Source organism: Buttiauxella agrestis ATCC 33320, assembly GCF_000735355.1.
Lineage (GTDB): Bacteria > Pseudomonadota > Gammaproteobacteria > Enterobacterales > Enterobacteriaceae > Buttiauxella > Buttiauxella agrestis.
Window position 1 is genome coordinate 61,818 of record NZ_JMPI01000063.1, and the last position, 26,890, is coordinate 88,707.

Annotated in this window: 24 protein-coding genes and 2 tRNA genes; 7 read left to right on the plus strand and 19 right to left on the minus strand. The window is 50.2% G+C overall.

Annotation, left to right across the window (positions count from 1 at the left end; genetic code table 11):
- The first annotated feature begins 9 nt into the window (after positions 1–9).
- From ubiU to GBAG_RS17855, 3 genes are all read left to right on the plus strand, one after another.
- Positions 10–1,005, plus strand: a complete 996-nt coding sequence (ubiU, locus tag GBAG_RS17845; RefSeq protein WP_034498802.1) for a ubiquinone anaerobic biosynthesis protein UbiU — start codon at positions 10–12, stop codon at positions 1,003–1,005.
- An 8-nt stretch (positions 1,006–1,013) separates the two neighbouring features.
- Positions 1,014–1,898 (plus strand): U32 family peptidase, encoded by an 885-nt coding sequence (locus tag GBAG_RS17850; RefSeq protein ID WP_034498803.1) that lies wholly within the window; start codon positions 1,014–1,016, stop codon positions 1,896–1,898.
- A 103-nt stretch (positions 1,899–2,001) separates the two neighbouring features.
- Positions 2,002–3,012, plus strand: coding sequence for a luciferase-like monooxygenase (locus tag GBAG_RS17855; RefSeq protein WP_034498805.1), 1,011 nt, complete (start codon positions 2,002–2,004; stop codon positions 3,010–3,012).
- Positions 3,013–3,044: 32 nt separating this feature from the next.
- Here the strand turns inward: GBAG_RS17855 and mtr are convergent, their stop codons facing one another.
- From mtr to rlmE, 18 genes are all read right to left on the minus strand, one after another.
- On the minus strand, positions 3,045–4,289 hold the full coding sequence (gene mtr / locus GBAG_RS17860; protein WP_034498806.1) for a tryptophan permease: 1,245 nt from the start codon (positions 4,287–4,289) through the stop codon (positions 3,045–3,047).
- Positions 4,290–4,448: 159 nt separating this feature from the next.
- Positions 4,449–6,440, minus strand: coding sequence for a DEAD/DEAH family ATP-dependent RNA helicase (locus tag GBAG_RS17865; RefSeq protein ID WP_034498808.1), 1,992 nt, complete (start codon positions 6,438–6,440; stop codon positions 4,449–4,451).
- Positions 6,433–6,510, minus strand: a complete 78-nt coding sequence (gene yrbN / locus GBAG_RS22840; protein ID WP_110510645.1) for a protein YrbN — start codon at positions 6,508–6,510, stop codon at positions 6,433–6,435. The genes GBAG_RS17865 and yrbN overlap by 8 nt, the downstream gene beginning before the upstream one ends.
- A gap of 110 nt (positions 6,511–6,620) precedes the next feature.
- Positions 6,621–7,505, minus strand: a complete 885-nt coding sequence (gene nlpI, locus GBAG_RS17870; RefSeq protein ID WP_034498810.1) for a lipoprotein NlpI — start codon at positions 7,503–7,505, stop codon at positions 6,621–6,623.
- 117 nt (positions 7,506–7,622) lie between these two features.
- Complete coding sequence (gene pnp / locus GBAG_RS17875; RefSeq protein ID WP_034498811.1) at positions 7,623–9,752, minus strand: polyribonucleotide nucleotidyltransferase; 2,130 nt, start codon at positions 9,750–9,752, stop codon at positions 7,623–7,625.
- A gap of 245 nt (positions 9,753–9,997) precedes the next feature.
- Positions 9,998–10,267, minus strand: a complete 270-nt coding sequence (gene rpsO / locus GBAG_RS17885) for a 30S ribosomal protein S15 (RefSeq protein WP_002434239.1) — start codon at positions 10,265–10,267, stop codon at positions 9,998–10,000.
- Between the two features lie 153 nt (positions 10,268–10,420).
- On the minus strand, positions 10,421–11,365 hold the full coding sequence (gene truB / locus GBAG_RS17890) for a tRNA pseudouridine(55) synthase TruB (RefSeq protein WP_034498815.1): 945 nt from the start codon (positions 11,363–11,365) through the stop codon (positions 10,421–10,423).
- On the minus strand, positions 11,365–11,769 hold the full coding sequence (gene rbfA, locus GBAG_RS17895) for a 30S ribosome-binding factor RbfA (RefSeq protein WP_034459684.1): 405 nt from the start codon (positions 11,767–11,769) through the stop codon (positions 11,365–11,367). Before rbfA ends, truB begins: the two co-directional genes overlap by 1 nt.
- A 68-nt stretch (positions 11,770–11,837) precedes the next feature.
- Positions 11,838–14,522, minus strand: a complete 2,685-nt coding sequence (infB, locus tag GBAG_RS17900; protein ID WP_034498817.1) for a translation initiation factor IF-2 — start codon at positions 14,520–14,522, stop codon at positions 11,838–11,840.
- Between the two features lie 24 nt (positions 14,523–14,546).
- On the minus strand, positions 14,547–16,052 hold the full coding sequence (gene nusA / locus GBAG_RS17905) for a transcription termination factor NusA (protein WP_034498819.1): 1,506 nt from the start codon (positions 16,050–16,052) through the stop codon (positions 14,547–14,549).
- Between the two features lie 27 nt (positions 16,053–16,079).
- Entirely contained in the window at positions 16,080–16,532 is a 453-nt protein-coding gene (gene rimP, locus GBAG_RS17910; RefSeq protein WP_034498954.1) for a ribosome maturation factor RimP, read from the minus strand.
- A 210-nt stretch (positions 16,533–16,742) separates the two neighbouring features.
- Positions 16,743–16,819: transfer RNA gene (locus GBAG_RS17915), tRNA-Met, on the minus strand.
- A gap of 60 nt (positions 16,820–16,879) precedes the next feature.
- Positions 16,880–16,966 (minus strand) — tRNA-Leu (locus GBAG_RS17920).
- Between the two features lie 45 nt (positions 16,967–17,011).
- Positions 17,012–17,341: a preprotein translocase subunit SecG gene (gene secG, locus GBAG_RS17925; RefSeq protein ID WP_034498820.1), complete on the minus strand. Its 330-nt coding sequence runs from the start codon at positions 17,339–17,341 to the stop codon at positions 17,012–17,014.
- Between the two features lie 233 nt (positions 17,342–17,574).
- The gene (glmM, locus tag GBAG_RS17930) at positions 17,575–18,912 is read right to left on the minus strand and encodes a phosphoglucosamine mutase (RefSeq protein WP_034498822.1); all 1,338 of its coding nucleotides are present in this window, start codon (positions 18,910–18,912) and stop codon (positions 17,575–17,577) included.
- Entirely contained in the window at positions 18,905–19,753 is an 849-nt protein-coding gene (gene folP, locus GBAG_RS17935; RefSeq protein WP_034498823.1) for a dihydropteroate synthase, read from the minus strand. The genes glmM and folP overlap by 8 nt, the downstream gene beginning before the upstream one ends.
- Before the next feature lie 100 nt (positions 19,754–19,853).
- Positions 19,854–21,791 carry an ATP-dependent zinc metalloprotease FtsH gene (gene ftsH, locus GBAG_RS17940; RefSeq protein ID WP_034498824.1) on the minus strand — a complete coding sequence of 646 codons (1,938 nt, stop codon included), beginning with the start codon at positions 21,789–21,791 and terminating at the stop codon, positions 19,854–19,856.
- 56 nt (positions 21,792–21,847) lie between these two features.
- Positions 21,848–22,477, minus strand: a complete 630-nt coding sequence (gene rlmE, locus GBAG_RS17945; protein WP_034498825.1) for a 23S rRNA (uridine(2552)-2'-O)-methyltransferase RlmE — start codon at positions 22,475–22,477, stop codon at positions 21,848–21,850.
- Between the two features lie 126 nt (positions 22,478–22,603).
- On the opposite strand from rlmE, the gene yhbY reads away from it, so the two are divergent.
- Positions 22,604–22,897: a ribosome assembly RNA-binding protein YhbY gene (gene yhbY, locus GBAG_RS17950; protein ID WP_034498826.1), complete on the plus strand. Its 294-nt coding sequence runs from the start codon at positions 22,604–22,606 to the stop codon at positions 22,895–22,897.
- 106 nt (positions 22,898–23,003) lie between these two features.
- Here the strand turns inward: yhbY and greA are convergent, their stop codons facing one another.
- Positions 23,004–23,480, minus strand: a complete 477-nt coding sequence (greA, locus tag GBAG_RS17955; RefSeq protein WP_034498827.1) for a transcription elongation factor GreA — start codon at positions 23,478–23,480, stop codon at positions 23,004–23,006.
- Between the two features lie 253 nt (positions 23,481–23,733).
- Here greA and dacB point away from each other — a divergent pair, with 253 nt between their 5' ends.
- Genes dacB through pmrB form a run of 3 tightly spaced genes read left to right on the plus strand, consistent with a single transcriptional unit; the run spans position 23,734 to position 26,888 of the window.
- Positions 23,734–25,167 (plus strand): serine-type D-Ala-D-Ala carboxypeptidase, encoded by a 1,434-nt coding sequence (dacB, locus tag GBAG_RS17960; protein ID WP_034498829.1) that lies wholly within the window; start codon positions 23,734–23,736, stop codon positions 25,165–25,167.
- A 3-nt stretch (positions 25,168–25,170) separates the two neighbouring features.
- Positions 25,171–25,833, plus strand: a complete 663-nt coding sequence (pmrA, locus tag GBAG_RS17965) for a two-component system response regulator PmrA (RefSeq protein ID WP_034498830.1) — start codon at positions 25,171–25,173, stop codon at positions 25,831–25,833.
- Complete coding sequence (pmrB, locus tag GBAG_RS17970; RefSeq protein ID WP_034498832.1) at positions 25,830–26,888, plus strand: two-component system sensor histidine kinase PmrB; 1,059 nt, start codon at positions 25,830–25,832, stop codon at positions 26,886–26,888. Before pmrA ends, pmrB begins: the two co-directional genes overlap by 4 nt.
- Positions 26,889–26,890 lie beyond the last annotated feature (2 nt).

Consider the following 26,890-nt stretch of genomic DNA (forward strand, 5'->3'; position numbering starts at 1 on the left):
GGATAAATTATGGAGTTGCTTTGCCCAGCCGGAAACTTACCGGCGTTGAAAGCGGCCATCGATAATGGTGCCGATGCGGTTTACATTGGTCTTAAAGATGACACCAACGCCCGCCATTTTGCTGGACTGAATTTCACGGAGAAGAAACTGCAAGAAGCGGTGAGTTACGTGCATCTACATGGCCGTAAATTGCATATCGCTATCAATACGTTTGCGCACCCTGACGGCTATGTGCGCTGGCAACGAGCAGTGGATATGGCAGCGCAACTCGGAGCCGATGCTTTAATTCTCGCCGATCTGGCGATGCTTGAGTACGCAGCAGAACGATATCCGCAGATTGAGCGCCATGTTTCGGTACAGGCCTCCGCCACCAATGAAGAAGCGATTCGTTTTTATCATCGCCATTTCGATGTCGCGCGAGTGGTTCTGCCGCGCGTGTTATCCATTCATCAGGTAAAACAGTTAGCCAGGGTAACTCCAGTGCCGCTGGAAGTCTTTGCTTTTGGCAGCCTGTGCATTATGGCTGAAGGCCGTTGCTACCTTTCTTCTTATCTGACTGGTGAATCGCCAAATACAGTTGGAGCCTGTTCTCCTGCACGGTTTGTGCGCTGGCAGCAAACGCCGCAAGGGCTTGAGTCTCGTCTCAACGATGTACTAATTGACCGTTATCAGGATGGCGAAAACGCAGGTTATCCGACGCTGTGTAAAGGCCGCTATCTGGTAGATGACCAGAAATATCACGCGCTTGAAGAGCCAACCAGCCTGAACACGCTTGAACTGCTGCCTGAATTACTCGCGGCAAATATTGCTTCGGTGAAAATTGAAGGCCGCCAGCGCAGCCCGGCGTATGTCACCCAGGTCGCCAAAGTCTGGCGTCAGGCTATCGACCGCTGCATGGCCGATCCGGAAAACTATCGCGCTCAACCCGCATGGATGGAAGCGCTAGGCGAGATGGCCGAAGGCACGCAAACCACACTCGGTGCCTATCACCGTAAATGGCAGTAGGAAAACCCATGAAATATTCATTAGGGCCGGTGCTCTATTACTGGCCAAAAGAGACGCTGGAAAAATTTTATCAGGCTGCCGCAAACAGCAGTGCTGAGACTATTTATCTTGGCGAGTCAGTGTGTAGTAAGCGTCGTGCGACAAAAACTGGCGACTGGTTAGATATGGCGAAAAACCTCGCAGACCAGGGCAAACAAGTGGTGCTTTCGACCCTCGCACTAGTTCAGGCTCCGTCTGAACTCAACGAGCTAAAACGCTACGTTGAGAATGGCGATTTCCTGATTGAAGCCAATGACCTGGGTGCCGTGAATATGGCGGCAGAGCGCAAGCTGCCGTTTGTCGCCGGTCATGCGCTTAACTGCTATAATGCGGTGACTCTGCGTCTGTTACTCAAACAAGGCATGATTCGTTGGTGCATGCCTGTGGAGCTGTCACGCGACTGGCTGGCAAACATGCTGACTCAGTGTGATGAGCTGGGTATTCGCAACAAGTTTGAAGTGGAAGTCCTGAGCTACGGTCATTTACCGCTGGCCTATTCTGCGCGCTGCTTTACCGCTCGTTCTGAAGATAAGCCAAAAGATGAATGCGAGACCTGCTGCATTAAATATCCTGTAGGGCGCAATATGCTTTCGCAGGAAAACCAGCAAGTGTTTGTGCTCAACGGCATTCAGACCATGAGCGGCTATGTGTACAACCTCGGTAATGAACTGGCATCGATGAAAGGACTGGTCGATATGGTACGTTTATCGCCGATGGGGATGGAGACATTGCGCGTACTGGAAGCCTTCCGCAAAAATGAGAATGGCAATGCGCCTTTGACGCTAGCGCAGCAAAGTGATTGCAATGGTTACTGGCGACGCGTCGCTGGATTAGAACTGGTGACTCAGAGCTGAGAAAAGGCTCACTTTGTTACTTAATTGTTGATGGTTCTGCGCAATACTAAGGCTAATTATCAGCAAACGAAGTTACCCACTTCGTCTAACAAAGTGAGCCGTTATGTCTGACATCACCCAAGTTCCTTTCTCTCTACTCGATTTAGCCCCGATTCCACAAGGCTCCCAGCCTCGTGATGCGTTCCATCGTTCTCTTGATTTAGCCCGCCTTGCCGAAAAGCGCGGCTACCATCGCTATTGGCTGGCTGAACACCACAATATGACCGGTATCGCCAGTGCGGCGACATCCGTGCTGATTGGCTATCTTGCGGCGAATACCGAAACTTTGCGCCTGGGTTCAGGCGGCGTGATGTTGCCAAACCATTCGCCGTTAGTGATTGCTGAGCAGTTTGGCACGCTTGAGACGCTCTATCCGGGCCGTATCGATCTAGGTCTGGGCCGCGCACCGGGAAGCGACCAGCGCACAATGATGGCGTTGCGCCGCCATATGAGCGGCGATATCGACAACTTCCCACGCGATGTCAGTGAGTTGGTTTCGTGGTTTGACGCAACCGACCCCAACCCGGCGGTACGCCCGGTTCCGGGTTACAACGCGAAAATCCCCGTCTGGCTGTTAGGTTCCAGCTTGTATAGCGCGCAGCTTGCCGCGCAACTTGGGTTGCCGTTTGCCTTTGCTTCGCACTTTGCTCCAGATATGTTGTTCCAGGCGCTGCAACTTTACCGAGCTCAATTCAAACCGTCTGCGCGTCTGGAAAAACCGTATGCGATGGTGTGTATAAATATCGTTGCCGCCGACAGCAACCGTGATGCCGAATTCCTGTTTACCTCTATGCAGCAGGCTTTCGCTAAACTCCGTCGCGGTGAGACTGGCCAACTACCACCGCCAATTGAAAATATGGATAATTTCTGGAGTCCCGCCGAGAAGTATGGCGTTCAGCAAGCGTTGAGCATGTCGCTCGTGGGCGATAAAGCGAAAGTGCGCCACGGGCTGATTTCACTGCTGCGGGAAACCCAGGCCGATGAAATCATGGTGAACGGGCAGATTTTTGATACCGAAGCCCGACTACATTCATTTGATTTGGCAATGGATGTGCATGAAAGTTTGACGAGTTAATGATGTCGCCCCTCAATGGAGGGGCGACAAATTTAATGATAAACCGGTAATAGATCGAAGCTTGAAAGGATATGAATTGCTGCGTTGGTCACGCCAAAGATCAGAATCAGCGCAATCATTTTATTGCCGCCCCACACCCGATAAATTGGGCTGCCAAACTTTTTACGGGAGGCTTTTGCCAACAGCGCGGGAACGATTGCCGCCCAGATAGTCGCCGCCAGCCCGGCAAAACCAATCGCGTAGATAAACCCATCAGGCCAGATTACACCACCTAACATTGGCGGGATAAATGTCACCAACGCGGTTTTCAGGCGCCCGGTCGGTGAGTCATCGAACTTAAATAAATCAGCAAGGTAATCGAATAATCCTAACGTCACGCCCAGGAAGGAACTCGCAACGGCAAAGTTAGAGAATACGATCAACAGCAAGTCCAGCGCGCGGCTATTCAACACACCGCTCAATGCCCCAACCAGCACATCAATATTTCCGCCTTTGTCGGCAATAGCAATAAAATCACTGCGCGGAATATTTCCCATACTGCCCACCAACCAAATGATGTACAGCACCAATGCCATCAGCGTTCCCCAAATCAGACAGCGCTTAATGGTTTGCGGATCTTTGCCGTAATACTTCATCAGACTCGGCACATTACCGTGATAGCCAAATGAGGCGAGACAAAATGGCAGTGTCATAAAGAGATACGGCAAATAGCTCGGATTAATCGCTTTGCTATCCAGTAATGTTGCCGGTTCGACGTGCCACATCAAGCCGCCAAACGTCATAAAGAAAGTGAGTATTTTTGCACCGAGAACGATAGTGGTCATGCGGCTAACGGCGCGCGTGCTCATCCAGACAATAAACGCCACCACCAGGGCAAAGATCAATCCGGCAAATCTTGCGGGGAAATCGACAGACATTTTGCCAAGCGTGTGATGGATAACTGAACCGCTCGCCGAAATATAGGCGTAGGTCAGGATATACAGCACAAACGCGATGGACAGGCCGTTAATCAGATTCCAGCCTTTGCCCAATAAGTCTTTAGTCACGGTATCGAAACTCGAGCCGACTCGATAATTAAGATTGGCTTCGAGAATCATCAAACCAGAGTGCAGCATACAAAACCACGTCACCAGCAGCGCAGCGAGTGACCAGAAAAACCACGCACCAGACATAACCACTGGCAGAGAAAACATCCCCGCACCAATAATTGTGCCGCCAATAATCATGACCCCGCCGAAAATAGACGGCGATGCGTGAGTGGTAGATAAGGTTGCCATACGAATTCCTGAAACAATGAACGACTGTCGAAGCGACAGGTTTGCTGTGAAACATTGTACCAGTACATGAGTACAATTTGGATAAAAAAAATCCCGGTTACAATAACCAGGATTTTTATCACTGCCTGCTGATTAACAGCAGGCATAAACTTCTGTCAATTAAGCTTCAGTTGTACGACGACGAGTTGGAGCTGCGCCATCTTCACGACGTGGGCCACGACCGCCTTCACGACGTTCGCCGCTGAAGCTACGTGGAGCACCAGCACCTGCAGGGCCATCACGACGTGGACCGCGACCGCCTTCACGACGCTCACCACCACCGAAGCTACGGCCAGCACCTGCACCAGCACCGCCGCCACGACGTTCGCCGCCACGATCGGTACGAGGTTGTGCATCACCCATCAACTGCATATTCATTGGTTTGTTCAGAATACGAGTACGGGTAAAGTGCTGCAGGATTTCGCCCGGCATGCCTTTTGGCAGTTCGATAGTAGAGTGAGTACCGAACAGCTTGATGTTACCGATGTAACGGCTGCTGATATCACCTTCGTTAGCGATAGCGCCAACGATATGACGAACTTCAACACCATCATCACGGCCAACTTCAATACGGTACAGTTCCATATCGCCAACATCGCGGCGTTCGCGACGTGGTGCATCGCCATCACGCTGTGGACGATCTGAACGCTCTGGACGGTCACCGCGTGGTGCACGATCTGGACGATCGCCACGTGGTGCACGGTCTGAACGCTCGAAACGCTCATCACGTTCACGGAATTCACGACGTGGACGCATCGGTGCATCTGGTGGCAGGATCAGAGGACGTTCGCCCTGTGCCATTTTCAGCAGTGCTGCAGCCAGTGTTTCCATATCCAGCGCTTCTTCTGATTCAGCAGAAGGTTGGATTTTTGCCAGCAGACCACGGTACAGATCCAGATCGCTGCTTTCCAGTTGCTGCTGAACTTTAGCGGCAAACTTAGCCAGGCGACGCTCGCTCAGCAGTTCACGGTTTGGCAGTTCAACTTCAGGAATAGTCAGCTTCATGGTGCGTTCGATGTTGCGCAGCAGACGACGCTCGCGGTTCTCAACGAACAGCAGCGCACGGCCAGCACGACCTGCACGACCAGTACGGCCGATACGGTGAACGTAAGACTCTGAGTCCATCGGGATGTCATAGTTAACAACCAGGCTGATACGCTCAACGTCCAGGCCACGAGCCGCAACGTCGGTTGCAATCAGGATGTCCAGACGACCGTCTTTCAGACGCTCCAGGGTTTGCTCACGCAGTGCCTGGTTCATGTCACCGTTCAGTGCAGCACTGTTATAGCCGCTTTGTTCCAGCGCTTCTGCCACTTCCAGAGTTGCGTTTTTGGTACGTACGAAAATGATCGCCGCATCAAAATCTTCAGACTCAAGGAAACGAACCAGTGCTTCGTTCTTACGCATGCCGTGCACAGTCCAGTAGCTCTGGCTGATGTCCGGGCGAGTCGTTACGCTAGACTGAATGCGAACTTCCTGCGGATCTTTCATGAAGCGACGAGTAATACGACGAATCGCTTCTGGCATAGTTGCAGAGAACAGAGCGGTCTGATGACCTTCTGGGATCTGCGCCATGATGGTTTCAACGTCTTCGATGAAGCCCATACGCAACATTTCATCAGCTTCGTCCAGTACCAGACCTTTCAGGTTGGACAGATTCAGCGTACCGCGTTTTAAGTGGTCAAGCAGACGACCTGGGGTACCAACAACAATTTGTGGTCCCTGACGCAGGGCGCGCAGCTGCACGTCATAACGCTGGCCACCGTAAAGGGCTACAACGTTTACGCCGTGCATATGTTTAGAGAAATCCGTCATGGCTTCTGCAACCTGAACCGCCAGTTCGCGGGTCGGTGCCAGCACCAGGATTTGTGGTGCTTTCAGCTCTGGATCAAGGTTGTGCAGCAGTGGTAAAGAGAACGCTGCAGTTTTGCCGCTACCCGTCTGGGCCATACCCAGTACATCGCGGCCAGCCAGCAGTTGTGGAATACACTCTGCCTGGATTGGAGAAGGTTTTTCATAACCCAGATCGTTCAGGGCTTTAAGGATGGAGTCGTTAAGACCCAGATCAGAAAAAGTAGTTTCGATAGTAGTAGTCTCGATGATATCAGTCATGTAGTACACGTGCCTCGTAGATGGCGGCCAGTCTACATAACTCATCGTGAAATTGACCTGCAATTTTCATTGAAAAGTGTGAACCGGCTCAAATTTGGTTGATTAACGAACAAAAACGCCCTCACCCGTTAAGGTGATGACTTTAATAAAAAAGTTTATGGGCTGATCGATGTTCGTCAGCTATTGCTGGTCCGATTCTGCCAGGTCATCTTGCTCCTGGCCCAAGAGCGCTAATTCCAACAATGCATAACGATGCTCAACGTAGTTGTGTACGTTGTTAGCGACCGCTAACTTGAACAGTGCCGTGGCGCTGTCCTTTTCCCCCAGACTTAGGTAGTACTTACCTAAATAGAAGTTGGTTTCACTGAGATGCTCAGCGAGCGAGGTGTTATCCGTTGCGTCCGCCTCGAGGCGTTCCATTAACGTTTTTTCGTTAATGTTCCCCAGGTAGAACTCGACAATGTTCCATCCCCATTGCTCTTTATCCGATTTATCGAGGCGTTGTTGTAACGCCACCTTAGCCTGCTTTGCATCTAAATTGCTTTCAGCAATGTAGAGCCACAGACTACGGAAAGGATCATTGGGATCGTCTTGATAAAACGCTAGCAGATCATCTTGCGCTAAACGATAACGACCACCGTAGTAGAGGGCGATACCGCGATTTAAATGCGCGTAGTTGTAAGTTGGATCAAGCTCAAGTACAGAATCAAACGCTTCATAGGCAGCATCAAAATTGCCTGCCTGCGTTAAATATATACCTAAGTAATTGAATACTTCAGGCATATCGGGGCGGATTGCCAACGCTTGTGAAAAATCATTTCGCGCCAGAGCCCGCAAGCCGAGGCTATCATACAACACTCCGCGCTCATATAAAAGCTGTGCGCGTTCATCATCGGTTAAAGCCCTGCTGGCAAGTATCTGTTCCATGCGTGCAAGAATGACTTCTTGCTGCAGAGTCGGCTGCAAAGGCACCGCCAGGACTTCACTTTTACGCCAGGCAGAGTTGCTGCATCCTGCCAGCGTGAGAGCTGTCGCAACGAAACACCAGCGCAAAAAAGGCTTCATTTCCCACTCCCGAAGACAACAATTGGATGACGTCCTGTCCGCCGGCCCTAAAACGAGACTCCCTGCCCCGTAATAAACAGCTCCCCATGTTGCCACGGGGAGCTTAATCGGTATCGCTTACTCAGCTTCTGGTGCAGCAGGAGCTGCGCTTTCTGCTGGAGACTGCTCAGTTGCTTCTTTGATGCTCAGACGTACACGGCCCTGGCGGTCAACTTCCAGAACTTTAACTGGAACTTCTTGACCCATTTGCAGGTAGTCAGTCACTTTCTCTACACGCTTGTCAGCGATTTGAGAAATGTGCACCAGACCTTCTTTGCCGCCGCCAATCGCAACGAATGCACCGAAATCTACGATACGAGTAACTTTACCCTGGTAGATACGGCCGACTTCGATTTCAGCAGTGATCTCTTCGATACGACGAATTGCGAATTTCGCTTTGTCGCCGTCGGTCGCAGCAATCTTAACTGTGCCGTCATCTTCGATTTCAATGGTAGTACCGGTTTCTTCGGTCAGCGCACGAATCACAGAACCACCCTTACCGATCACGTCTTTGATCTTGTCTGGGTTGATTTTGATAGTGTGAATACGTGGAGCGAATTCAGAGATGTCACCACGTGGTGCATTGATAGCTTGTTCCATCACGCCAAGGATATGCAGACGCGCACCTTTAGCCTGGTTCAGAGCCACCTGCATGATTTCGCGGGTGATACCTTCGATTTTGATATCCATCTGCAGTGCAGAGATACCTTCACGGCTACCAGCAACTTTAAAGTCCATGTCGCCCAGGTGATCTTCGTCACCCAGAATGTCAGACAGAACAACAAAGTTTTCGCCTTCTTTGACCAGACCCATCGCAATACCGGCTACAGCGGCTTTGATTGGCACGCCTGCATCCATCAGTGCCAGAGAAGCACCACATACGGAAGCCATAGAAGAAGAACCGTTAGATTCAGTGATTTCAGACACTACACGTACGGTATATGGGAAGCGGTCAGCTTCTGGCATAACAGCCAGTACGCCACGCTTAGCCAGACGACCATGACCAATCTCACGACGCTTCGGTGAACCGACCATGCCGGTTTCGCCTACGGAGTACGGAGGGAAGTTGTAGTGGAACAGGAAGTTGTCGGTACGTTCGCCCATCAACTCGTCCAGGTTCTGTGCGTCACGTGCGGTACCCAGAGTTGCTGTAACCAGCGCCTGAGTTTCACCACGGGTGAACAGTGCAGAACCGTGAGTACGTGGCAGAACGCCAGTACGCACATCCAGACCACGGATCATGTCTTTTTCACGGCCATCGATACGCAGCTCGCCAGCCAGAATACGGCTACGAACAACATTTTTCTCGATAGCGTGCAGGATGTCGCTGACTTCGCCAGCATCAATTGAATCGTCTTCAGCTGACAGTGCAGCGATAACGTCAGATTTGATGATGTCGACTTGTGCGTAACGCTCTTGCTTATCAGTGATACGGTAAGCATCGCTCAGGCGGGATTCAGCAAGTGCAGCAACGCGCGCATTCAGCGCTTCGTTAGCGGCTTCAGGCTTCCAGTCCCAACGTGGTTTGCCAGCTTCAGCAACCAGGGAGTTGATGTTCTGGATAACAACTTGTTGTTGTTCGTGGCCAAATACTACCGCGCCCAGCATCTGGTCTTCGCTCAGCAGTTCAGCTTCGGATTCAACCATCAGCACAGCACCTTCGGTACCGGCAACAACCAGATCCAGCTTGCTGGTTTTCAGTTCGTCAGCAGTTGGGTTCAGCACGTACTGGTCATTGATGTAGCCCACGCGAGCAGAACCAATTGGACCATTGAATGGAATACCAGACAGGCTAAGAGCTGCAGAAGCACCGATCATGGCAACGATGTCTGGGTGAACTTGTGGGTTCACAGAAACAACGGTCGCGATAACCTGAACTTCGTTCACGAAACCTTCCGGGAACAGCGGACGCACTGGGCGGTCAATCAGACGCGCAATCAGTGTTTCGCCTTCGCTTGGACGGCCTTCACGACGGAAGAAGCTGCCAGGGATACGACCAGCAGCATAAGTACGCTCCTGATAGTTAACAGTCAGTGGGAAGAAGTCTTGACCTGCTTTCGCTTTTTTCTGACCGACTACGGTCACGAATACAGCTGTGTCGTCCATGCTTACCATTACTGCTGCGGTAGCCTGGCGAGCCATCATACCGGTCTCTATTGTGACCGTATGCTGACCGTATTGAAATTTACGGACAATCGGAGTTAGCAAAATAATATCCTTAATAATCTTTGGTAGCAGGTGATTGCACTTGCTCCGTTTAACCCGACCTTCATCGCATCCTCGCGACTAATGACAACCCTGACCCGCCCATGCGGATAAAGCCTCTCATTAGCCGCGCGAACCTCTGCAACAAAGATCACACCCTGCAACAATACATTAGTTTCCATAGAATTGCTGCCATATGGTTGAAAAAAGGGGCCTTAAAAGGCCCCTTTTTCTGAAACTCGCAAGACTTAGCGACGCAGACCCAGACGCTCGATCAGGCTGGTGTAACGTGCTACATCTTTACGCTTCAGGTAGTCGAGCAGTTTACGACGCTGAGAAACCATACGCAGCAGACCACGACGGCTGTGGTGATCTTTTTTGTGCTCTGCAAAGTGACCTTGCAGGTGGTTAATCTGTGCTGTCAGCAGTGCAACCTGAACTTCGGTAGAACCGCTGTCGTTAGTACCACGACCAAACTCAGAAACGATCTTAGCTTTAGCTTCAACGCTTAGAGACATTTTAAACTCCAAAATTATAGATAAAAAGATAGAGTGCCGATCTCTAATTCAGCAACTCCAGTGCACTTTCACAACAATGTTAAACAAAGGTATGAAAGTTAAGCCGCGCCATTTTACCTGTAGCCACCGCTTATCGCAAGGCAACTCCAGGTGTCAGAGCGGATACTCAACGACCAGACGACGAGGCGCAACGCGTCCATCATCGTCTATTTCGGCCATGCCGATAAATTTGCCTTCATCACCTTCGGTGACGCGGACTAGCCCTTCTGCTGGGCTACCCGAGACTTGCACCGGCTGCCCATTCTTGAAGTAACCCGCAACAGCAGGTAATAAATTCACGATTGGGAAATCCGACGCAGGGCTATCCATTGGCATCAATAACGGATCTAACAGCACGGATGACTCAATTTCTTGCGCTTGTGCTTGCTCAACCAATGCATGCAATTGCTCAAGCGTTACCATGCGTTCGACGGGATACTTGCTTACTGCAAGGCGACGCAGGAAAGTCACATGGGCACCACAACCGAGTTTCTCACCTAAATCATCAGTGATGGTCCGGATGTACGTTCCCTTAGAACAGTGAATTTCCAACTCAAGTTCATTGCCTTCATGGCGAATAAACAGAAGTTCGTAAACCGTGATAGACCGCGCTTCACGCGGCACTTCGATACCCTGACGCGCATACTCATAAAGTGGCTTGCCTTGATATTTCAGTGCAGAGTACATCGATGGAACTTGCTGTGTTTCACCACGAAAGCTTTCTAACGCTTGCGCCAGCTGTTGCTCGGTAAAGGCTACCGGACGCTCCTGAACGACTGTGCCATCAGCATCAGAAGTATCAGTGCGCTGCCCAAGGCGGGCAATAACACGGTAACGCTTATCGGAGTCCAGCAGATAGCGCGAGAATTTTGTCGCTTCACCGAGGCAAATCGGCAGCATTCCAGTTGCAAGCGGGTCAAGCGCTCCGGTATGACCGGCACGGTTAGCGTTATAAATACGCTTAACTTTCTGCAACGCATCGTTTGAAGATAAGCCCTGAGGTTTATCTAACAACAGTACTCCGTGGATATCACGACCACGACGACGAGGACGACTCATTAATCCTCCTTGCTGTCATCCGTATCGTTTACACGGCGCTCATCATCGTTTCTGATGACGTTAGAAACCAGATTCGACATGCGCATACCTTCAACTAACGAGTTATCGTAGAAGAAGGTCAATTCAGGCACGATGCGCAGGCGCATTGCTTTGCCCAGCAAAGAACGAATGTAACCAGAAGCATCTTGCAGAACTTTGATGCCTTCTTTAACAGCCTGTTCGTCTTTATCGTTCAGGAAGGTTACAAACACTTTGGCATAGGCCAGGTCACGTGACACTTCGACACCAGAAACGGTGGTCATCATGCCCAGACGCGGGTCTTTAATTTCGCGTTGCAGGATGATTGCGATTTCTTTCTGCAATTCCTGAGAAACACGCTGCGGGCGACCAAATTCTTTCGCCATAATAAATTCTCCATAAAATCAGGGGGCGCTCGGCCCCCTAAAGATATTAGCTATGTACTCGGCTGATATCAGGCGATAGTACGCTGGATTTCGATGATTTCGAATACTTCGATCACGTCACCAACACGCACATCGTTGTAGTTCTTCACGCCGATACCACATTCCATACCGTTACGAACTTCGTTCGCGTCATCTTTGAAGCGGCGCAGAGATTCCAGCTCGCCTTCATAGATAACAACGTTGTCGCGCAGTACACGGATTGGGTTGTGACGTTTGACCACACCTTCGGTAACCATACAACCTGCGATTGCGCCAAATTTAGGTGATTTGAACACGTCGCGAACTTCGGCCAGGCCGAGGATCTGTTGTTTGAGCTCAGGAGACAGCATACCGCTCATTGCTGCTTTAACTTCGTCAATCAGATGATAGATGACGGAGTAGTAACGCAGATCCAGGCTTTCAGATTCAATTACGCGGCGAGCAGATGCATCAGCACGTACGTTGAAGCCAACCAGAATAGCGTTAGAAGCTGCAGCAAGCGTTGCGTCAGTCTCAGTGATACCGCCCACGCCTGAACCGATGATTTTAACTTTAACTTCATCAGTTGACAGTTTCAGCAGGGAATCGCTGATCGCTTCAACAGAACCCTGAACGTCTGCTTTGAGCACAACGTTCACTTCAGACACTTCGCCTTCGGTCATGTTGGCGAACATGTTTTCCAGCTTAGATTTCTGCTGGCGAGCCAGTTTAACTTCGCGGAATTTACCCTGACGATACAGAGCAACTTCACGAGCTTTTTTCTCGTCACGAACAACTGTTACTTCATCACCCGCTGCCGGAACACCGGACAGACCCAGGATTTCAACAGGAATAGACGGACCCGCTTCAGTCACTTCACGACCCATTTCGTCACGCATTGCACGAACACGGCCATATTCGAAACCACAAAGAACGATGTCGCCTTTGTTCAGGGAACCTTCACGAACCAGAACAGTTGCTACCGGACCACGACCTTTATCAAGGAAGGATTCGATAACCACACCGCTCGCCATACCGTCACGCATTGCTTTCAGTTCAAGAACTTCAGCTTGCAGCAGGATTGCGTCCAGCAGTTCGTCAATACCTGTACCTGCTTTAGCAGACACGTGGATGAACTGGCTTTCGCCGCCCCACTCTTCTGGCATGATGCCGTACTGAGACAGTTCCTGCTTAACGCGGTCTGGATCAGCTTCTGGCTTATCGATTTTGTTCACCGCAACAACTACCGGCACCTGCGCCGCTTTCGCGTGCTGGATAGCTTCGATAGTTTGTGGCATTACGCCATCGTCTGCAGCAACAACCAGAACAACGATATCCGTCGCCTGAGCACCACGAGCACGCATAGAAGTAAACGCTGCGTGGCCCGGGGTATCCAGGAAGGTAACCATACCGTTGTCAGTTTCTACGTGGTATGCACCGATGTGCTGGGTAATACCACCCGCTTCGCCAGACGCTACTTTAGTAGAGCGAATGTAGTCGAGCAGTGAAGTTTTACCGTGGTCAACGTGACCCATGATGGTAACAACCGGCGCACGTGACTCAGCAACTGCGTCAGTGTCACGGTCGCTCATCAGCGCTTCTTCCAGTTCGTTTTCACGACGCAGGATGACTTTGTGGCCCATCTCTTCGGCAACCAGCTGTGCGGTTTCCTGGTCGATGACCTGGTTGATGGTTGCCATTGCACCCAGTTTCATCATTGCTTTGATGACCTGAGAGCCTTTAACAGCCATTTTGTTAGCCAGTTCTGCAACAGTAACGGTTTCGCCGATTACGACGTCACGGTTAACTGCTTGTGCAGGCTTGTTGAAGCCTTGCTGCAGTGAACTTGGTTTACGCTTGCCTTTACCACCACGAACTGCAGCACGAGCTTCTTCACGGTCAGCTTTAGACTCGCCGTGTTTGCCGCCTTTTTTCTGGCGTGGTGCTTTAGTTGTCGCAGTACGAGCGCGAGTACGACCTGCTTCAACTTCACGGTCGTTTTCGTCTTCAGCCTGGCGAGCATGCTGAGAGGTGGTGACATGGTAATCAGATTTGTCGTCTTCCACTTTCTCTTCTTCCGTCCATACACCTGCGTTAGCTTCAGCCATTTTACGGGCCTCTTCAGCTACACGGCGGGCGTCTTCTTCTAATTTGCGACGGGCTTCTTCTTCAGCAGCGCGCTTCAGCTCGGCAGCTTCTGCTTCGCGGCGGGCTTTGTCGGCCTGGGCGCTTTTCGTCATATCGTCTTGTTGATTGCTCACTTTGTCTTTTTCCGCAGCTTCACGTTTCGCTTTATCAGCGGCTTCACGCTTAGCTTTATCTTCAGCTTCACGTTTAGCTTTTTCTTGCGCCTGACGATTGGCAGCTTCCTGCGCCTCACGTTGGGCTTGCTCTTCCGCTTCACGCTGCGCCTGTTCTTCCGCGGCAAGACGTTCAGTCTCTTGCGGATCACGTTTCACAAAGGTGCGCTTCTTGCGGACTTCGATTTGTACCGATTTACTTTTCCCACCGGTACCTGGAATGTTTAAAGTACTGCGCGTTTTGCGCTGTAATGTCAACTTATCTGGCGCAGAACCATGTTCACGGTTCAGGTGGGCCAGTAATGTTTGTTTCTCCTGGGCCGAGACAGAATCATCAGCAGCCTTAGGGATCCCTGCATCAGCAAATTGCTGTACCAGGCGGTCCACGGAGGTCTGAATCTCTGCGGCCAGCGCTTTTACGGTTACATCTGTCATGCTGTTCCTTCCTGCTACAGTTTATTACGCTTCGCCGCCAAACCAGCAGATATTGCGAGCAGCCATAATCAATTCACCGGCCTTCTCGTTAGTTAAACCTTCAATATCTGACAGATCGTCGACACCTTGCTCAGCCAAGTCTTCCAGCGAGCTCACACCGCGCGAAGCGAGTTTAAAGGCCAGATTGCGATCCATACCTTCGAGGTTCAGCAGATCCTCTTTAGGTTTGTTATCGCCCAGGCTTTCTTCCTGCGCCAATGCCAGCGTGGTGAGGGCGTTTTTGGCGCGATCACGTAATGCTTCCACTGTATCTTCATCAAGGCCATCAATTTCCAGCAGCTCTTTCATTGGCACGTAGGCCAGTTCTTCGAGAGTGGAGAAACCTTCTTCTACCAATACAGTGGCGAAGTCCTCGTCGATTTCGAGGTATTTAGTAAAGGTATCAATGGCCGCATGTGCTTCAGCCTGATGCTTAGCTTGCAGGTCATCAACAGTCATAACGTTGAGTTCCCAGCCGCTCAGTTGAGCAGCCAGACGCACGTTCTGACCATTACGACCGATAGCTTGTGCCAGATTGCCTGCCTCTACCGCGATGTCCATTGTATGTTTGTCTTCATCAACAACAATGGAAGCTACGTCTGCTGGAGCCATAGCATTGATAACAAATTGTGCTGGGTTATCGTCCCACAACACGATATCAATACGCTCGCCACCCAGTTCAGTAGAAACAGCCTGGACACGCGCACCACGCATGCCAACACAAGCCCCTACTGGGTCGATACGCTTATCGTTGGTTTTCACAGCGATTTTCGCACGAGAACCAGGATCACGCGCCGCAGCTTTAATTTCAATAACTTCTTCGCCGATTTCCGGCACTTCAATGCGGAACAGTTCGATCAGCATTTCAGGCTTAGATCGACTAACAAACAGTTGAGCGCCGCGAGCTTCCGGACGCACAGCATAAAGCACACCGCGGATACGGTCACCTGGGCGGAAGTTTTCACGCGGCAACATATCTTCGCGAGGAATTACTGCTTCAGCACTCGTGTTAGAACCATCGATCGGGCGAACTTCTAGCGAAATATTATCACGGTTAACTTTCTTAACCACGCCTGTGATGATCTCACCTTCTAGCTCGCGGAACTGATCAACTACCATTGCGCGTTCAGCTTCACGTACTTTTTGTACGATAACCTGTTTTGCGGTCTGAGTAGTGATACGGTCGAAAGTCACAGATTCGATCTGGTCTTCAACGTATCCGCCAACATTCAGCTCTGGATCTTCGAATTGAGCTGCATCAAGGGTAATTTCACGCGTAGGTTGGGTCACTTCTTCAACAATAACCCAGCGGCGGAAAGTATCGAAGTCACCACTTTTACGATCGATGCTGACACGCACATCAATCTCTTGTTCGTATTTTTTCTTGGTCGCTGTTGCAAGTGCACTTTCCAGCGCTTCGAAAATCTTCTCGCGCGGCAGTGATTTTTCATTGGAAACTGCTTCTACAACAGCCAAAATTTCTTTGTTCATCCTGGGTTTTCACCTCAATCCAAACTATTAAAAGTGGGGTACCAGGTTCGCTTTCTGGATGTTGCTCAGCGCGAACACTTCATCTTTACCTTCCACCGTGACCGTGATCATCTCACCTTCTACGGCTTTAATTATACCCTGCCATTTACGACGGTTTTGCACAGCCATTCGCAACACAATGCTCACTTCTTCGCCGGTAAAGCGAACGTAATGCTCCGCGGTGAACATTGGTCGATCAAGGCCTGGTGAGGAAACTTCCAGGTTGTAAGCTACAGTGATAGGGTCTTCGACATCCAGAACTGCACTTACCTGGTGACTGACATCAGCACAATCATCAACATTGATGCCAGCTTCACTATCAATATAGATGCGCAGCGTAGATTGGCGACCTCGAACGAATTCGATACCGACTAATTCATAGCCCAGCGCCTCGACCGGTGCTGAAATCATCTCTGTTAATTTTTGCTCTAATGTGGACAAGCCCACCCCCGAGAAATAAAAAAAGGGCATATAGCCCAGTTATTCTGAAGTCAGATAACAAAAAACCCCGATAAATCGAGGCTTTATATAACTGAACCCTGTACACCGCGATTGCGGCCCGGACACCATCCAGGAGAATTTTTTTCTAAATTCTTCGCGAGGCACCAACTGGTGTTCACACTATATTTGAAAAAGAACTCTCAGGGAAAGTGGTTGCGGGGGCCGGATTTGAACCGACGACCTTCGGGTTATGAGCCCGACGAGCTACCAGGCTGCTCCACCCCGCGTCCGAAAACGTGGCAAATATTACGCCGATATTGCATAAAATGCAAGAAATGCAGATATTTTGGTACCGAGGACGGGACTTGAACCCGTAAGCCCAATCGGGCACTACCACCTCAAGGTAGCGTGTCTACCAATTCCACCACCTCGGCACTTTGCGTACGGCAATCATTTCTTACCGTACAGAAGCTTACTACTTACTGCGGGATATCGCTGCTCGGCTTGGTAGGTGCCGCTGGCTGTGACTCAGTTTTTGTTGGCTGAGTTAAGTTATCCCACACACTTCCTTTATCGGTTTTGTTGGTATTGAGGTTACCCAGTACCAGGCTGATGATAAAGAACAGCGTTGCTAACACAGCGGTCATACGGGTCATGAAGTTACCAGAACCGTTAGAACCAAACAGCGTAGCGGAAGCGCCTGCTCCGAAGGAGGCTCCCATATCAGCGCCTTTACCTTGTTGCAGCATAATAAGACCTACAAGGCCCAGAGCTACAATAAGGAAAACAACTAAAAGAGCTTCGTACATATTATCAACCTGTTCCTTGCGGTATTACCGCATACCAAAGCTTCAAACCAGTCAAGCGGATATGTTTAAGTTTACCCACTGAAGCGGGTGAGAATACTAACCAAAGCCTTCGAACTGCGCAAGGGCAATTTATTCACATTTCGCTGACTGCGGAAAAAAACAGCAACACACCCACTTTCGCCTGGAAAACAGGCGGCAAGTGCCGCCTTTTCACACAATAACCAAGAGTGACTTTACACTGCTTTTACAGCATCAGCGATACGGTTGGCATATTCAATGACCAACGCTTCATCTTCGCCTTCCACCATTACGCGGATGAGAGGCTCTGTGCCGGATTTACGTAGTAACACGCGGCCACGATTGCCTAGCGCCTCTTCAACTTCAGCAGTCACTTTTTTCACTGAGTCGTGTTCAAGTGGATCACCGCTGCCTGCGGTAAAGCGTACATTAACCAAAATTTGCGGGAATAACTTCATTCCGCTGCATAAGTCATGCAAGCTCATATGGTTACGCACCATTGCTGTGAGTACTTGCAAACCTGCAACGATACCGTCGCCAGTAGTGGTTTTATCCAGAAGAATTACGTGACCTGAATTTTCAGCGCCAATTCTCCAGCCTTTTTCCTGAAGTTTTTCCAGAACATAACGGTCGCCCACTTTTGCGCGAGCAAACGGAATACCGAGCTGTTTGAGTGCCAGTTCCAGTCCCATATTGCTCATCAGTGTACCGACAGCGCCACCGCGTAATTGGCCCTGACGCAAACCTTCACGAGCAATGATGTAAAGAATTTGGTCGCCATCAACTTTATGGCCCAGGTTATCCACCATGATGACACGGTCGCCATCCCCATCAAGAGCGATACCAATATCAGCTTTTTCAGCCAGCACACGCTCCTGAAGCATACGCACGTCAGTCGCACCGCATTTTTCGTTGATGTTGACGCCGTTAGGCTCACAGCCCACGGTAATAACCGTTGCACCCAGCTCGCGCAGCACATTCGGTGCAATGTGGTACGTTGCACCGTTAGCACAATCGACAACAATTTTCAGGCTGTTGAGGCTTAATTCGTTCGGGAATGTGCCTTTACAGAATTCAATGTAGCGACCTGCAGCGTCAACGATACGGCTGGCTTTGCCCAGCTCCGCTGAATCCACGCAGGTAATTTCTTTTTCCATTTCCGCTTCGATAGCTTCTTCGACTTCGTCCGGCAATTTAGTACCGTCGATCGAGAAGAATTTAATCCCGTTATCATAGAACGGGTTATGGGAGGCAGAGATAACTATCCCTGCTTCAGCACGGAATGCACGGGTCAGATAAGCAACGGCAGGCGTTGGCATCGGGCCAGTGAATGAGGCAGACAGCCCTGCTGCCGCCAGACCAGCTTCCAGAGCAGATTCCAGCATATAACCAGAGATACGGGTGTCTTTACCGATAATAATTTTACGCGAGCCGTGGCGCGCTAATACCTTACCTGCGGCCCAGCCGAGTTTGAGCACGAAGTCAGGAGTAATTGGAGAATCGCCTACACGACCGCGGATGCCATCTGTGCCAAAATATTTACGGTTACTCATAGCGTTTTTTTTCCTTCGCTGAAAGTGTGGCTTCCACCACGCGCATCGCTTCGACTGACTCTTTTACATCGTGAACTCTAATGATATTAGCCCCTTGCATTGCAGATATTACCGCGCAAGCAAGACTGCCGCTCAGACGTTGATCCGGTCCGACGTTCAGCAATTGGCCAACCATTGATTTACGCGACATCCCCACCAGCAGCGGTAAGCCAAAGTGGTGGAATTCGGAGAGTCGGGCTAAAAGTTGATAATTATGGGTTAGATTTTTACCGAAACCAAAGCCCGGGTCGAGCAACAATTTTTCTTTTGAGATTCCGGCCGCTTCGCAGCGAGCTATTTGGTCGATAAAAAAGCGGTTCACATCGGCAAAGACATCATCGTAATGAGGTGCTTGCTGCATATTTTTAGGCTCGCCCTGCATATGCATCAGGCAAACAGGTAACCCTGTTTCGGCAGCGGCTTCGAGCGCCCCTGGCTCTTGTAATGAACGAATATCATTGATGATATGCGCACCGACTCTTGCAGCTTCGCGAATCACTTCCGGTTTCGACGTATCAACAGAAATCCACACTTCGAAGCGCTGTGCAATGGCTTCTACAACTGGGATCACACGAGACAACTCTTCCTCGACACTCACTTCAGCCGCGCCCGGGCGCGTTGACTCACCGCCAATATCAATAATCGTCGCACCCGCGTTGATCATCGCATTAGCGTGTTTTACGGCCTCAACTAACGAATTGTGCTGCCCACCGTCAGAAAACGAATCAGGTGTGACATTTAAGATCCCCATAATATGAGGGTGCGAGAGATCGAGCGTAGTGCCCTGTGCGGTGAGTTTCATCAAAATTCCCTGCATAGACTTTGGTTAAAACAAAAAACAAAAACCCCGGGACAAGCCCAGGGTTTTATAGATTACTGCATTAACATCTGGCAGTGACGACTTATTTATCGCCCAACTGCTCTGACATAGTATTTCCAGGATTCGGCGTGCGCGGTTCATCGACCGGACGCGGTGCACGTGGTGTACCGTTATTATCAGAATTGTTGTTGCCGTTGTTTGAATCTTCCCAACCTGCTGGCGGTCGCACATCGCGACGATTCATCAGGTCATCAATCTGAGGCGCATCTATGGTTTCATACTTCATCAATGCGTCTTTCATGGTGTGGAGAATATCCATATTTTCATTCAGGAGCTGGCGCGCGCGAGCATAGTTACGCTCAATCAACAGCTTCACTTCCTGATCGATGATACGCGCAGTTTCATCGGACATATGTTTTGCTTTCGCCACGGAACGACCCAGGAATACTTCGCCTTCCTCTTCCGCATACAGCAACGGACCGAGTTTCTCAGAGAAGCCCCATTGGGTGACCATGTTACGGGCAATAGATGTCGCTACTTTGATGTCGTTAGACGCACCGGTAGAAACATGCTCAGCACCGTAAATAATCTCTTCAGCAAGACGGCCACCGTACAAAGTAGAAATCTGGCTTTCCAGTTTCTGGCGGCTTGCGCTGATTGCATCACCTTCCGGCAAGAAGAACGTTACACCCAGTGCACGACCGCGCGGAATAATCGTTACTTTATGCACAGGATCGTGTTCTGGAACCAGACGACCAATAATCGCATGCCCTGCTTCATGATAGGCAGTGGATTCTTTTTGCGCTTCTGTCATCACCATGGAGCGACGTTCCGCACCCATCATGATTTTGTCTTTCGCTTTTTCGAATTCAACCATCGAAACTACGCGCTTGTTGCCACGGGCAGCAAACAGAGCTGCTTCGTTGACCAGGTTTGCAAGGTCTGCACCGGAGAAGCCTGGCGTACCACGTGCAATAATTGCTGCGTCGATGTCCGGAGACAACGGTACACGGCGCATATGCACTTTCAGGATTTGCTCACGGCCACGTACATCTGGCAGACCAACCACAACCTGACGGTCGAAACGGCCCGGACGCAGCAATGCTGGGTCAAGTACGTCTGGACGGTTAGTCGCAGCGATAACGATGATACCTTCGTTACCTTCGAAACCATCCATTTCAACCAGCATCTGGTTCAGTGTTTGTTCACGTTCATCGTGACCACCACCCAGACCCGCGCCACGCTGACGGCCTACGGCGTCGATTTCATCGATAAAGATGATGCAGGGTGCCGCTTTCTTGGCTTGCTCGAACATGTCGCGAACACGGGAAGCACCCACACCGACGAACATTTCTACGAAGTCAGAACCGGAAATAGTAAAGAACGGCACTTTCGCTTCACCTGCAATAGCTTTCGCCAGCAAGGTTTTACCGGTACCAGGAGGGCCAACCATCAGCACGCCTTTCGGGATTTTACCGCCCAGTTTCTGGAAACGGCTTGGCTCACGAAGGTACTCAACCAGTTCAGCAACTTCTTCTTTTGCTTCGTCACAACCAGCAACATCAGCAAAAGTGGTCTTAATTTGGTCTTCGGTGAGCATACGCGCCTTGCTCTTGCCGAACGACATGGCACCTTTGCCACCCCCGCCCTGCATCTGACGCATAAAGAAGATCCAGACCCCAATTAGCAATAGCATTGGGAACCAGGAGATGAAAATAGAAGCCAGCAAGCTTGGCTCTTCAGGCGGTTCGCCTACTACTTTCACATTTTTGGTCAGCAGGTTATCAAGCAGTTTAGGATCGTTAACGGGGATGTAAGTCGTGTATCGGTTACTATCTTTCTTGGTAACTTTGATTTCACGTCCATTGATACTCGCTTCACGAACCTGATCCTGATTCACTTCAGACAGGAAAGTGGAGTAATCCACCCTACGGCCGTTTGACTCGCTGGGCCCAAAGCTCTGGAACACAGACATCAGCACAACCGCGATGACCAGCCAGAGTATTAGGTTTTTCGCCATGTCACTCAAGGGATTAACCTCATATTACAACTGTGTTAACAAACAGCGTCAGGGGACTATAGTTTTCGCCCAGTCGCTACAATGTACACTTCACGTGAGCGGGCACGAGAAGAGTCCGGTTTACGAACTTTAACTGTCGTAAACAGGGAGCGAATTTCTCGTAGATACTCATCGAAACCTTCGCCCTGAAACACTTTCACTAAAAAACTACCGCCCGGTGCCAGAACATCACGACACATTTCCAGTGCCAGTTCTACTAAATACATAGACCGAGGAATATCAACTGCCGGTGTCCCGCTCATATTTGGAGCCATATCTGACATGACAACCTGAACTTTACTGTCACCAACACGATCCAGCAGAGCTTTCACGACTAGTTCATCACGAAAATCGCCCTGAAGGAAATCAACACCAACGATAGGATCCATTGGTAAAAGATCGCAAGCAATGATTCGCCCCTGGTTCCCGATTTGAGTCACAACATATTGTGACCAGCCTCCGGGAGCCGCGCCAAGATCAACAATAGTCATTCCTGGCTTAAAAAGTTTGTCACTTTGCTGTATTTCATCAAGTTTAAACCAGGCACGGGAACGCAACCCTTTTTTATGCGCCTGAATTACATATTTATCGCTAAAGTGTTCCTGCAGCCAGCGACCAGAGCTGGCAGAACGCTTTTTACCTGTCATCTCATTTTCCAACTTTGTTCATCGTGAGTAGCAGGCTGTAGACTTATCAGCACAGCCGATTTGGCGATACAGTAGAGATGGCGGTAGAATGAACCGTTTTCAATCCCAACGTAAGCAAAAAATACGATGAATCTGAGTACTAAACAAAAACAGCACCTGAAAGGTCTTGCACATCCGCTCAAGCCTGTAGTCATGCTTGGCAATAACGGTTTGACCGAAGGGGTACTGGCCGAGATTGAACAAGCGATCGAACATCATGAGTTAATCAAGGTGAAAATCGCAACTGAAGATCGCGAAACTAAAACCTTAATCGTGGATGCCATCGTGCGTGAAACCGGCGCCTGTAATGTACAGGTTATCGGTAAAACGCTGGTGCTCTATCGCCCGTCTAAAGAGCGCAAGATTTCTCTGCCGAAATAAGCAGAGAGTGTGCAAAATGCCACGCTCTGTTAGTTGATAAAAGGCCGCGGTGCGGCCTTTTTCCTTTCTTTACAATACTCCACGCCATAAAAAAGCGTAGCAGAAATTATAAATATTCCACTTTCACTATCTCAAACTCTACATCGCCACCCGGGGTACGGATAACAACAACATCATCCTGCTCTTTACCCACAAGGCCACGAGCAATCGGTGAGTTCACCGAAATAAGATTCTGTTTAAAATCAGCTTCATCGTCGCCAACAATGCGATAAGTCTGCTCTTCGTCGTTGTCCAGGTTCAAAACAGTCACACTCGCACCGAAAATAACGCGGCCATTATTTGGCATTTTTGAGATGTCTATAACCTGAGCGTTGGAGAGCTTAGCTTCGATGTCCTGGATACGGCCTTCACAAAAACCCTGTTGCTCACGCGCGGCATGATATTCAGCGTTTTCTTTCAAATCGCCGTGTTCGCGGGCGTCAGCAATCGCGGCAATAATTTGCGGGCGGCGTACGGACTTCAGGAAATCCAGCTCTTCACGTAATCTTTCTGCGCCACGTAGGGTCATCGGAATAGGTTGCATTGTTATACCTCTTCAAAACTTTCCTGTTCAGAACTGCCCTGCGGCACTCCTGAATCCAGAGCCGAGTCTGCATTAATAAGGCAAACCCCTGGCACTAAGCAAAATAAAACTGACCCGGCGCAAAGCGCCAGGTCAGGAACGGTTTCCAAATTGACCTGTATTTTACCCTGGAGTTCCCTGAGGGTCATCGTTTACTTTGCACTGCGATGCACCGTAGTATGACGGCACGTTTCCAGGTTGTTACCGCGAGATTATGCGATTTTTTAGATTTGTCATTGGATTGACCAGTGCTGTGGTGTTTACCGTCCAGGCTGCCAACATTGAAGAATATACTTCCCAGTTGCCTGCTGGTGCGAATTTGGCTTTGATGGTGCAAAAAGTGGGTGCTCCCGCTCCGTCGATTGACTATCACAGTCAACAGATGGCGCTGCCTGCCAGTACCCAGAAAGTCATTACTGCGCTAGCCGCACTGCTGCAACTCGGTCCAGACTTCAGGTTTACTACCACCCTTGAAAGCCGGGCTCAAGTGAGCAACGGTGTTTTACAAGGCGACCTTATTGCACGATTTGGCGGCGATCCGACGCTAAAACGCCAGGATATTCGCAATATGGTTGCGGTTCTGAAGAAATCGGGCGTTCAGCAAATTCAGGGCAATGTGCTCATCGATACTTCCATTTTTGCCAGTCATGACAAAGCGCCTGGCTGGCCGTGGAATGACATGACGCAATGCTTTAGCGCCCCACCGGCAGCGGCCATTGTTGACCGAAATTGTTTTTCTGTTTCGCTCTACAGCGCGCCTAAAGCGGACGATTTAGCCTTTATTCGCATTGCCTCTTACTACCCTGTCGTGATGAATAGCCAGGTTCGTACCCTCGCCAAAGGCTCTCCAGACGCACAATATTGCGAGCTGGATGTCGTTCCAGGCGATCTGAATCGTTTTACGCTCACCGGGTGTATGACTCAACGCGCCGACCCATTGCCACTCGCATTTGCGATTCAGGATGGCGCAAGTTACGCAGGTGCGATTTTAAAAGCCGAGCTTAAAGAGGCGGGAATCAACTATAGCGGAACTCTATTACGTCAGACGCTATCTAATACCCCAGGAACGGTGATCGCCAGCAAACAATCGGCACCCTTGCACGATTTGCTAAAGGTCATGCTGAAGAAATCAGACAACATGATTGCCGATACCGTTTTTCGTACCATCGGCCATAACCGCTTTGGGGTGCCGGGAACCTGGCGTGCCGGCGCGGACGCTGTGCGGCAAATTCTGCGGCAGAAAGCAGGTGTCGATTTAGGTAACAGTATTGTTGTGGATGGTTCAGGCTTATCTCGCCACAATCTCATTTCTCCAGCCACGATGATGCAAGTGTTGCAATACATCGCGCAGAATGACACTGAGCTTAACTTTATCTCAATGTTACCGTTAGCGGGTTATGACGGGTCATTGCAGTACCGCGCAGGTCTTCATCAGGCGGGTGTTGATGGAAAAGTTTCGGCGAAAACAGGTTCACTGCAAGGGGTCTATAACCTTGCTGGATTTATTACCACTGCCAGCGGCCAGCGCATGGCCTTTGTGCAATATTTGTCAGGTTATGCTGTAGAGCCTGCCGATCAACGTAACCGTCGTATCCCGTTAGTGCGCTTTGAAAGTCGCCTCTATAAGGATATCTACCAGAATAATTAAGTTATGAAACTGCTGATTGTTGAAGACGATTTACTGTTACGGGAAGGCCTGGTGCTGGCACTGAACAGCGAGGGTTATGCTCTGGATTGCGCAACAACAGCTGCTGAAGCAGATGCGCTGATTGAAAGCGGTGAATACGGCATGGTAATCCTTGATCTTGGCCTGCCGGACAAAGATGGCGCTACGCTGCTCAGGCAGTGGCGCCGTCGCAGTATTAGCACGCCAGTGCTAATACTTACAGCACGTGATGCGCTGGAAGACCGTGTTAATGGCCTGGACTCAGGCGCTGATGATTATCTGGTTAAACCCTTTGCTTTAGCCGAGTTACAAGCCCGCACCCGGGCGCTAATTCGCCGTTATCAAGGCCACAGCGATAACCTTCTCCAGCATGATGACCTGACGCTCAACCTGCAAACTCAGCAGGTATTATTGCAAGATAACCCCGTCGAGATCACACCTAAAGAATTCGCATTACTGACACGCTTGATGATGCGTATCGGGCAGACGGTACACCGCGAGACATTACAGCAAGATATCTACAGCTGGCAGGACGATCCTGGCTCCAATACGCTTGAGGTACATATTCACAATCTCAGGCGTAAATTAGGCAAGGACAGAATCAAAACCGTACGTGGCGTGGGCTATCGGCTGGAGAGTCGAAAATGAACAGTATGCGCCAGAGGCTAATGATTCTCCTCGCGCTTATCTTGCTGTTTTTCCAGTTAATCAGCGTTATTTGGTTGTGGCATGAAAGCCGTGAGCAAATCAGTTTCCTGGTCAGTGAAACGCTATCAGCCAAAGCTCGAAACCAGCATGTAGAGAAGGAAATCCGGGAGGCGATTGCATCTTTGTTGGTTCCTTCTCTGGTGATGATTGGATTCACGCTATTCTTCTCATTCTGGGCAATCACCTGGATTACACGTCCGTTGAATCGCCTGCGCACCAGCCTTGCTAATCGATCGGCCGACAACCTGTCACCTCTGCCTATGTATTCAGACATGGATGAGATGGTGGCTGTAACTAATTCGCTAAACCAGTTGCTGGCACGTCTGGACAATACTATCCAGCAGGAACGTTTATTTACTGCTGATGCCGCCCACGAATTACGCACGCCACTGGCTGGCCTGCGTTTGCACCTGGAGTTAATGGCTAACTCAGGCGTTCAGCAAGCCCCTATGCTGCTGGAGCGCATCGATCAGCTCATGCATACCATTGAACAGTTGTTGATGCTCTCGCGTGCCGGGCAAGCGCTGGCAAGCGGTCATTACGATACATTGAACTGGAATCGCGACATCATCGCCCCGCTCAAAATGGAAATGGAGGAGATGATTGCCCTGCGTGGGCAAAACATTATCTGGCCAAACGAAAGTGCTGATATGGTGCAAGGAGATGCAGTGCTGCTTCGCCTGATGTTGCGGAACTTGATGGAAAATGCATCCCGCTATAGCCCAACAGAAAGCACCATCACGGTGTCATTAGTGACTCAGGGAAATGGCGCAGTGCTGGGGGTTTCCGACCAGGGACCAGGTATTGAGGAAGAACATCGCCAGACGATAACCGATCCCTTCCGCCGTATGGATCAACGCTATGGTGGCAGCGGGCTGGGACTGAATATTGTCCAGCGTATTGTTCATCTTCATAACGGGAAATTGACGTTAGATAGCGGAGCGGATGGCATTGGCCTGCAAGCCAACTGCTGGATCCCAGCGCAAAACCAATAATT

Bases quoted from the DNA above. Each gene is read 5' to 3' on its own strand.
- ubiU (WP_034498802.1), top strand. From the start codon at position 10: ATGGAGTTGCTTTGCCCAGCCGGAAACTTACCGGCGTTGAAAGCGGCC.
- GBAG_RS17850 (WP_034498803.1), top strand. From the start codon at position 1,014: ATGAAATATTCATTAGGGCCGGTGCTCTATTACTGGCCAAAAGAGACG.
- GBAG_RS17855 (WP_034498805.1), top strand. From the start codon at position 2,002: ATGTCTGACATCACCCAAGTTCCTTTCTCTCTACTCGATTTAGCCCCG.
- mtr (WP_034498806.1), bottom strand. From the start codon at position 4,289: ATGGCAACCTTATCTACCACTCACGCATCGCCGTCTATTTTCGGCGGG.
- GBAG_RS17865 (WP_034498808.1), bottom strand. From the start codon at position 6,440: ATGACTGATATCATCGAGACTACTACTATCGAAACTACTTTTTCTGAT.
- yrbN (WP_110510645.1), bottom strand. From the start codon at position 6,510: ATGAAAATTGCAGGTCAATTTCACGATGAGTTATGTAGACTGGCCGCC.
- nlpI (WP_034498810.1), bottom strand. From the start codon at position 7,505: ATGAAGCCTTTTTTGCGCTGGTGTTTCGTTGCGACAGCTCTCACGCTG.
- rpsO (WP_002434239.1), bottom strand. From the start codon at position 10,267: ATGTCTCTAAGCGTTGAAGCTAAAGCTAAGATCGTTTCTGAGTTTGGT.
- truB (WP_034498815.1), bottom strand. From the start codon at position 11,365: ATGAGTCGTCCTCGTCGTCGTGGTCGTGATATCCACGGAGTACTGTTG.
- rbfA (WP_034459684.1), bottom strand. From the start codon at position 11,769: ATGGCGAAAGAATTTGGTCGCCCGCAGCGTGTTTCTCAGGAATTGCAG.
- infB (WP_034498817.1), bottom strand. From the start codon at position 14,522: ATGACAGATGTAACCGTAAAAGCGCTGGCCGCAGAGATTCAGACCTCC.
- nusA (WP_034498819.1), bottom strand. From the start codon at position 16,052: ATGAACAAAGAAATTTTGGCTGTTGTAGAAGCAGTTTCCAATGAAAAA.
- secG (WP_034498820.1), bottom strand. From the start codon at position 17,341: ATGTACGAAGCTCTTTTAGTTGTTTTCCTTATTGTAGCTCTGGGCCTT.
- glmM (WP_034498822.1), bottom strand. From the start codon at position 18,912: ATGAGTAACCGTAAATATTTTGGCACAGATGGCATCCGCGGTCGTGTA.
- folP (WP_034498823.1), bottom strand. From the start codon at position 19,753: ATGAAACTCACCGCACAGGGCACTACGCTCGATCTCTCGCACCCTCAT.
- ftsH (WP_034498824.1), bottom strand. From the start codon at position 21,791: ATGGCGAAAAACCTAATACTCTGGCTGGTCATCGCGGTTGTGCTGATG.
- rlmE (WP_034498825.1), bottom strand. From the start codon at position 22,477: ATGACAGGTAAAAAGCGTTCTGCCAGCTCTGGTCGCTGGCTGCAGGAA.
- yhbY (WP_034498826.1), top strand. From the start codon at position 22,604: ATGAATCTGAGTACTAAACAAAAACAGCACCTGAAAGGTCTTGCACAT.
- greA (WP_034498827.1), bottom strand. From the start codon at position 23,480: ATGCAACCTATTCCGATGACCCTACGTGGCGCAGAAAGATTACGTGAA.
- dacB (WP_034498829.1), top strand. From the start codon at position 23,734: ATGCGATTTTTTAGATTTGTCATTGGATTGACCAGTGCTGTGGTGTTT.
- pmrA (WP_034498830.1), top strand. From the start codon at position 25,171: ATGAAACTGCTGATTGTTGAAGACGATTTACTGTTACGGGAAGGCCTG.
- pmrB (WP_034498832.1), top strand. From the start codon at position 25,830: ATGAACAGTATGCGCCAGAGGCTAATGATTCTCCTCGCGCTTATCTTG.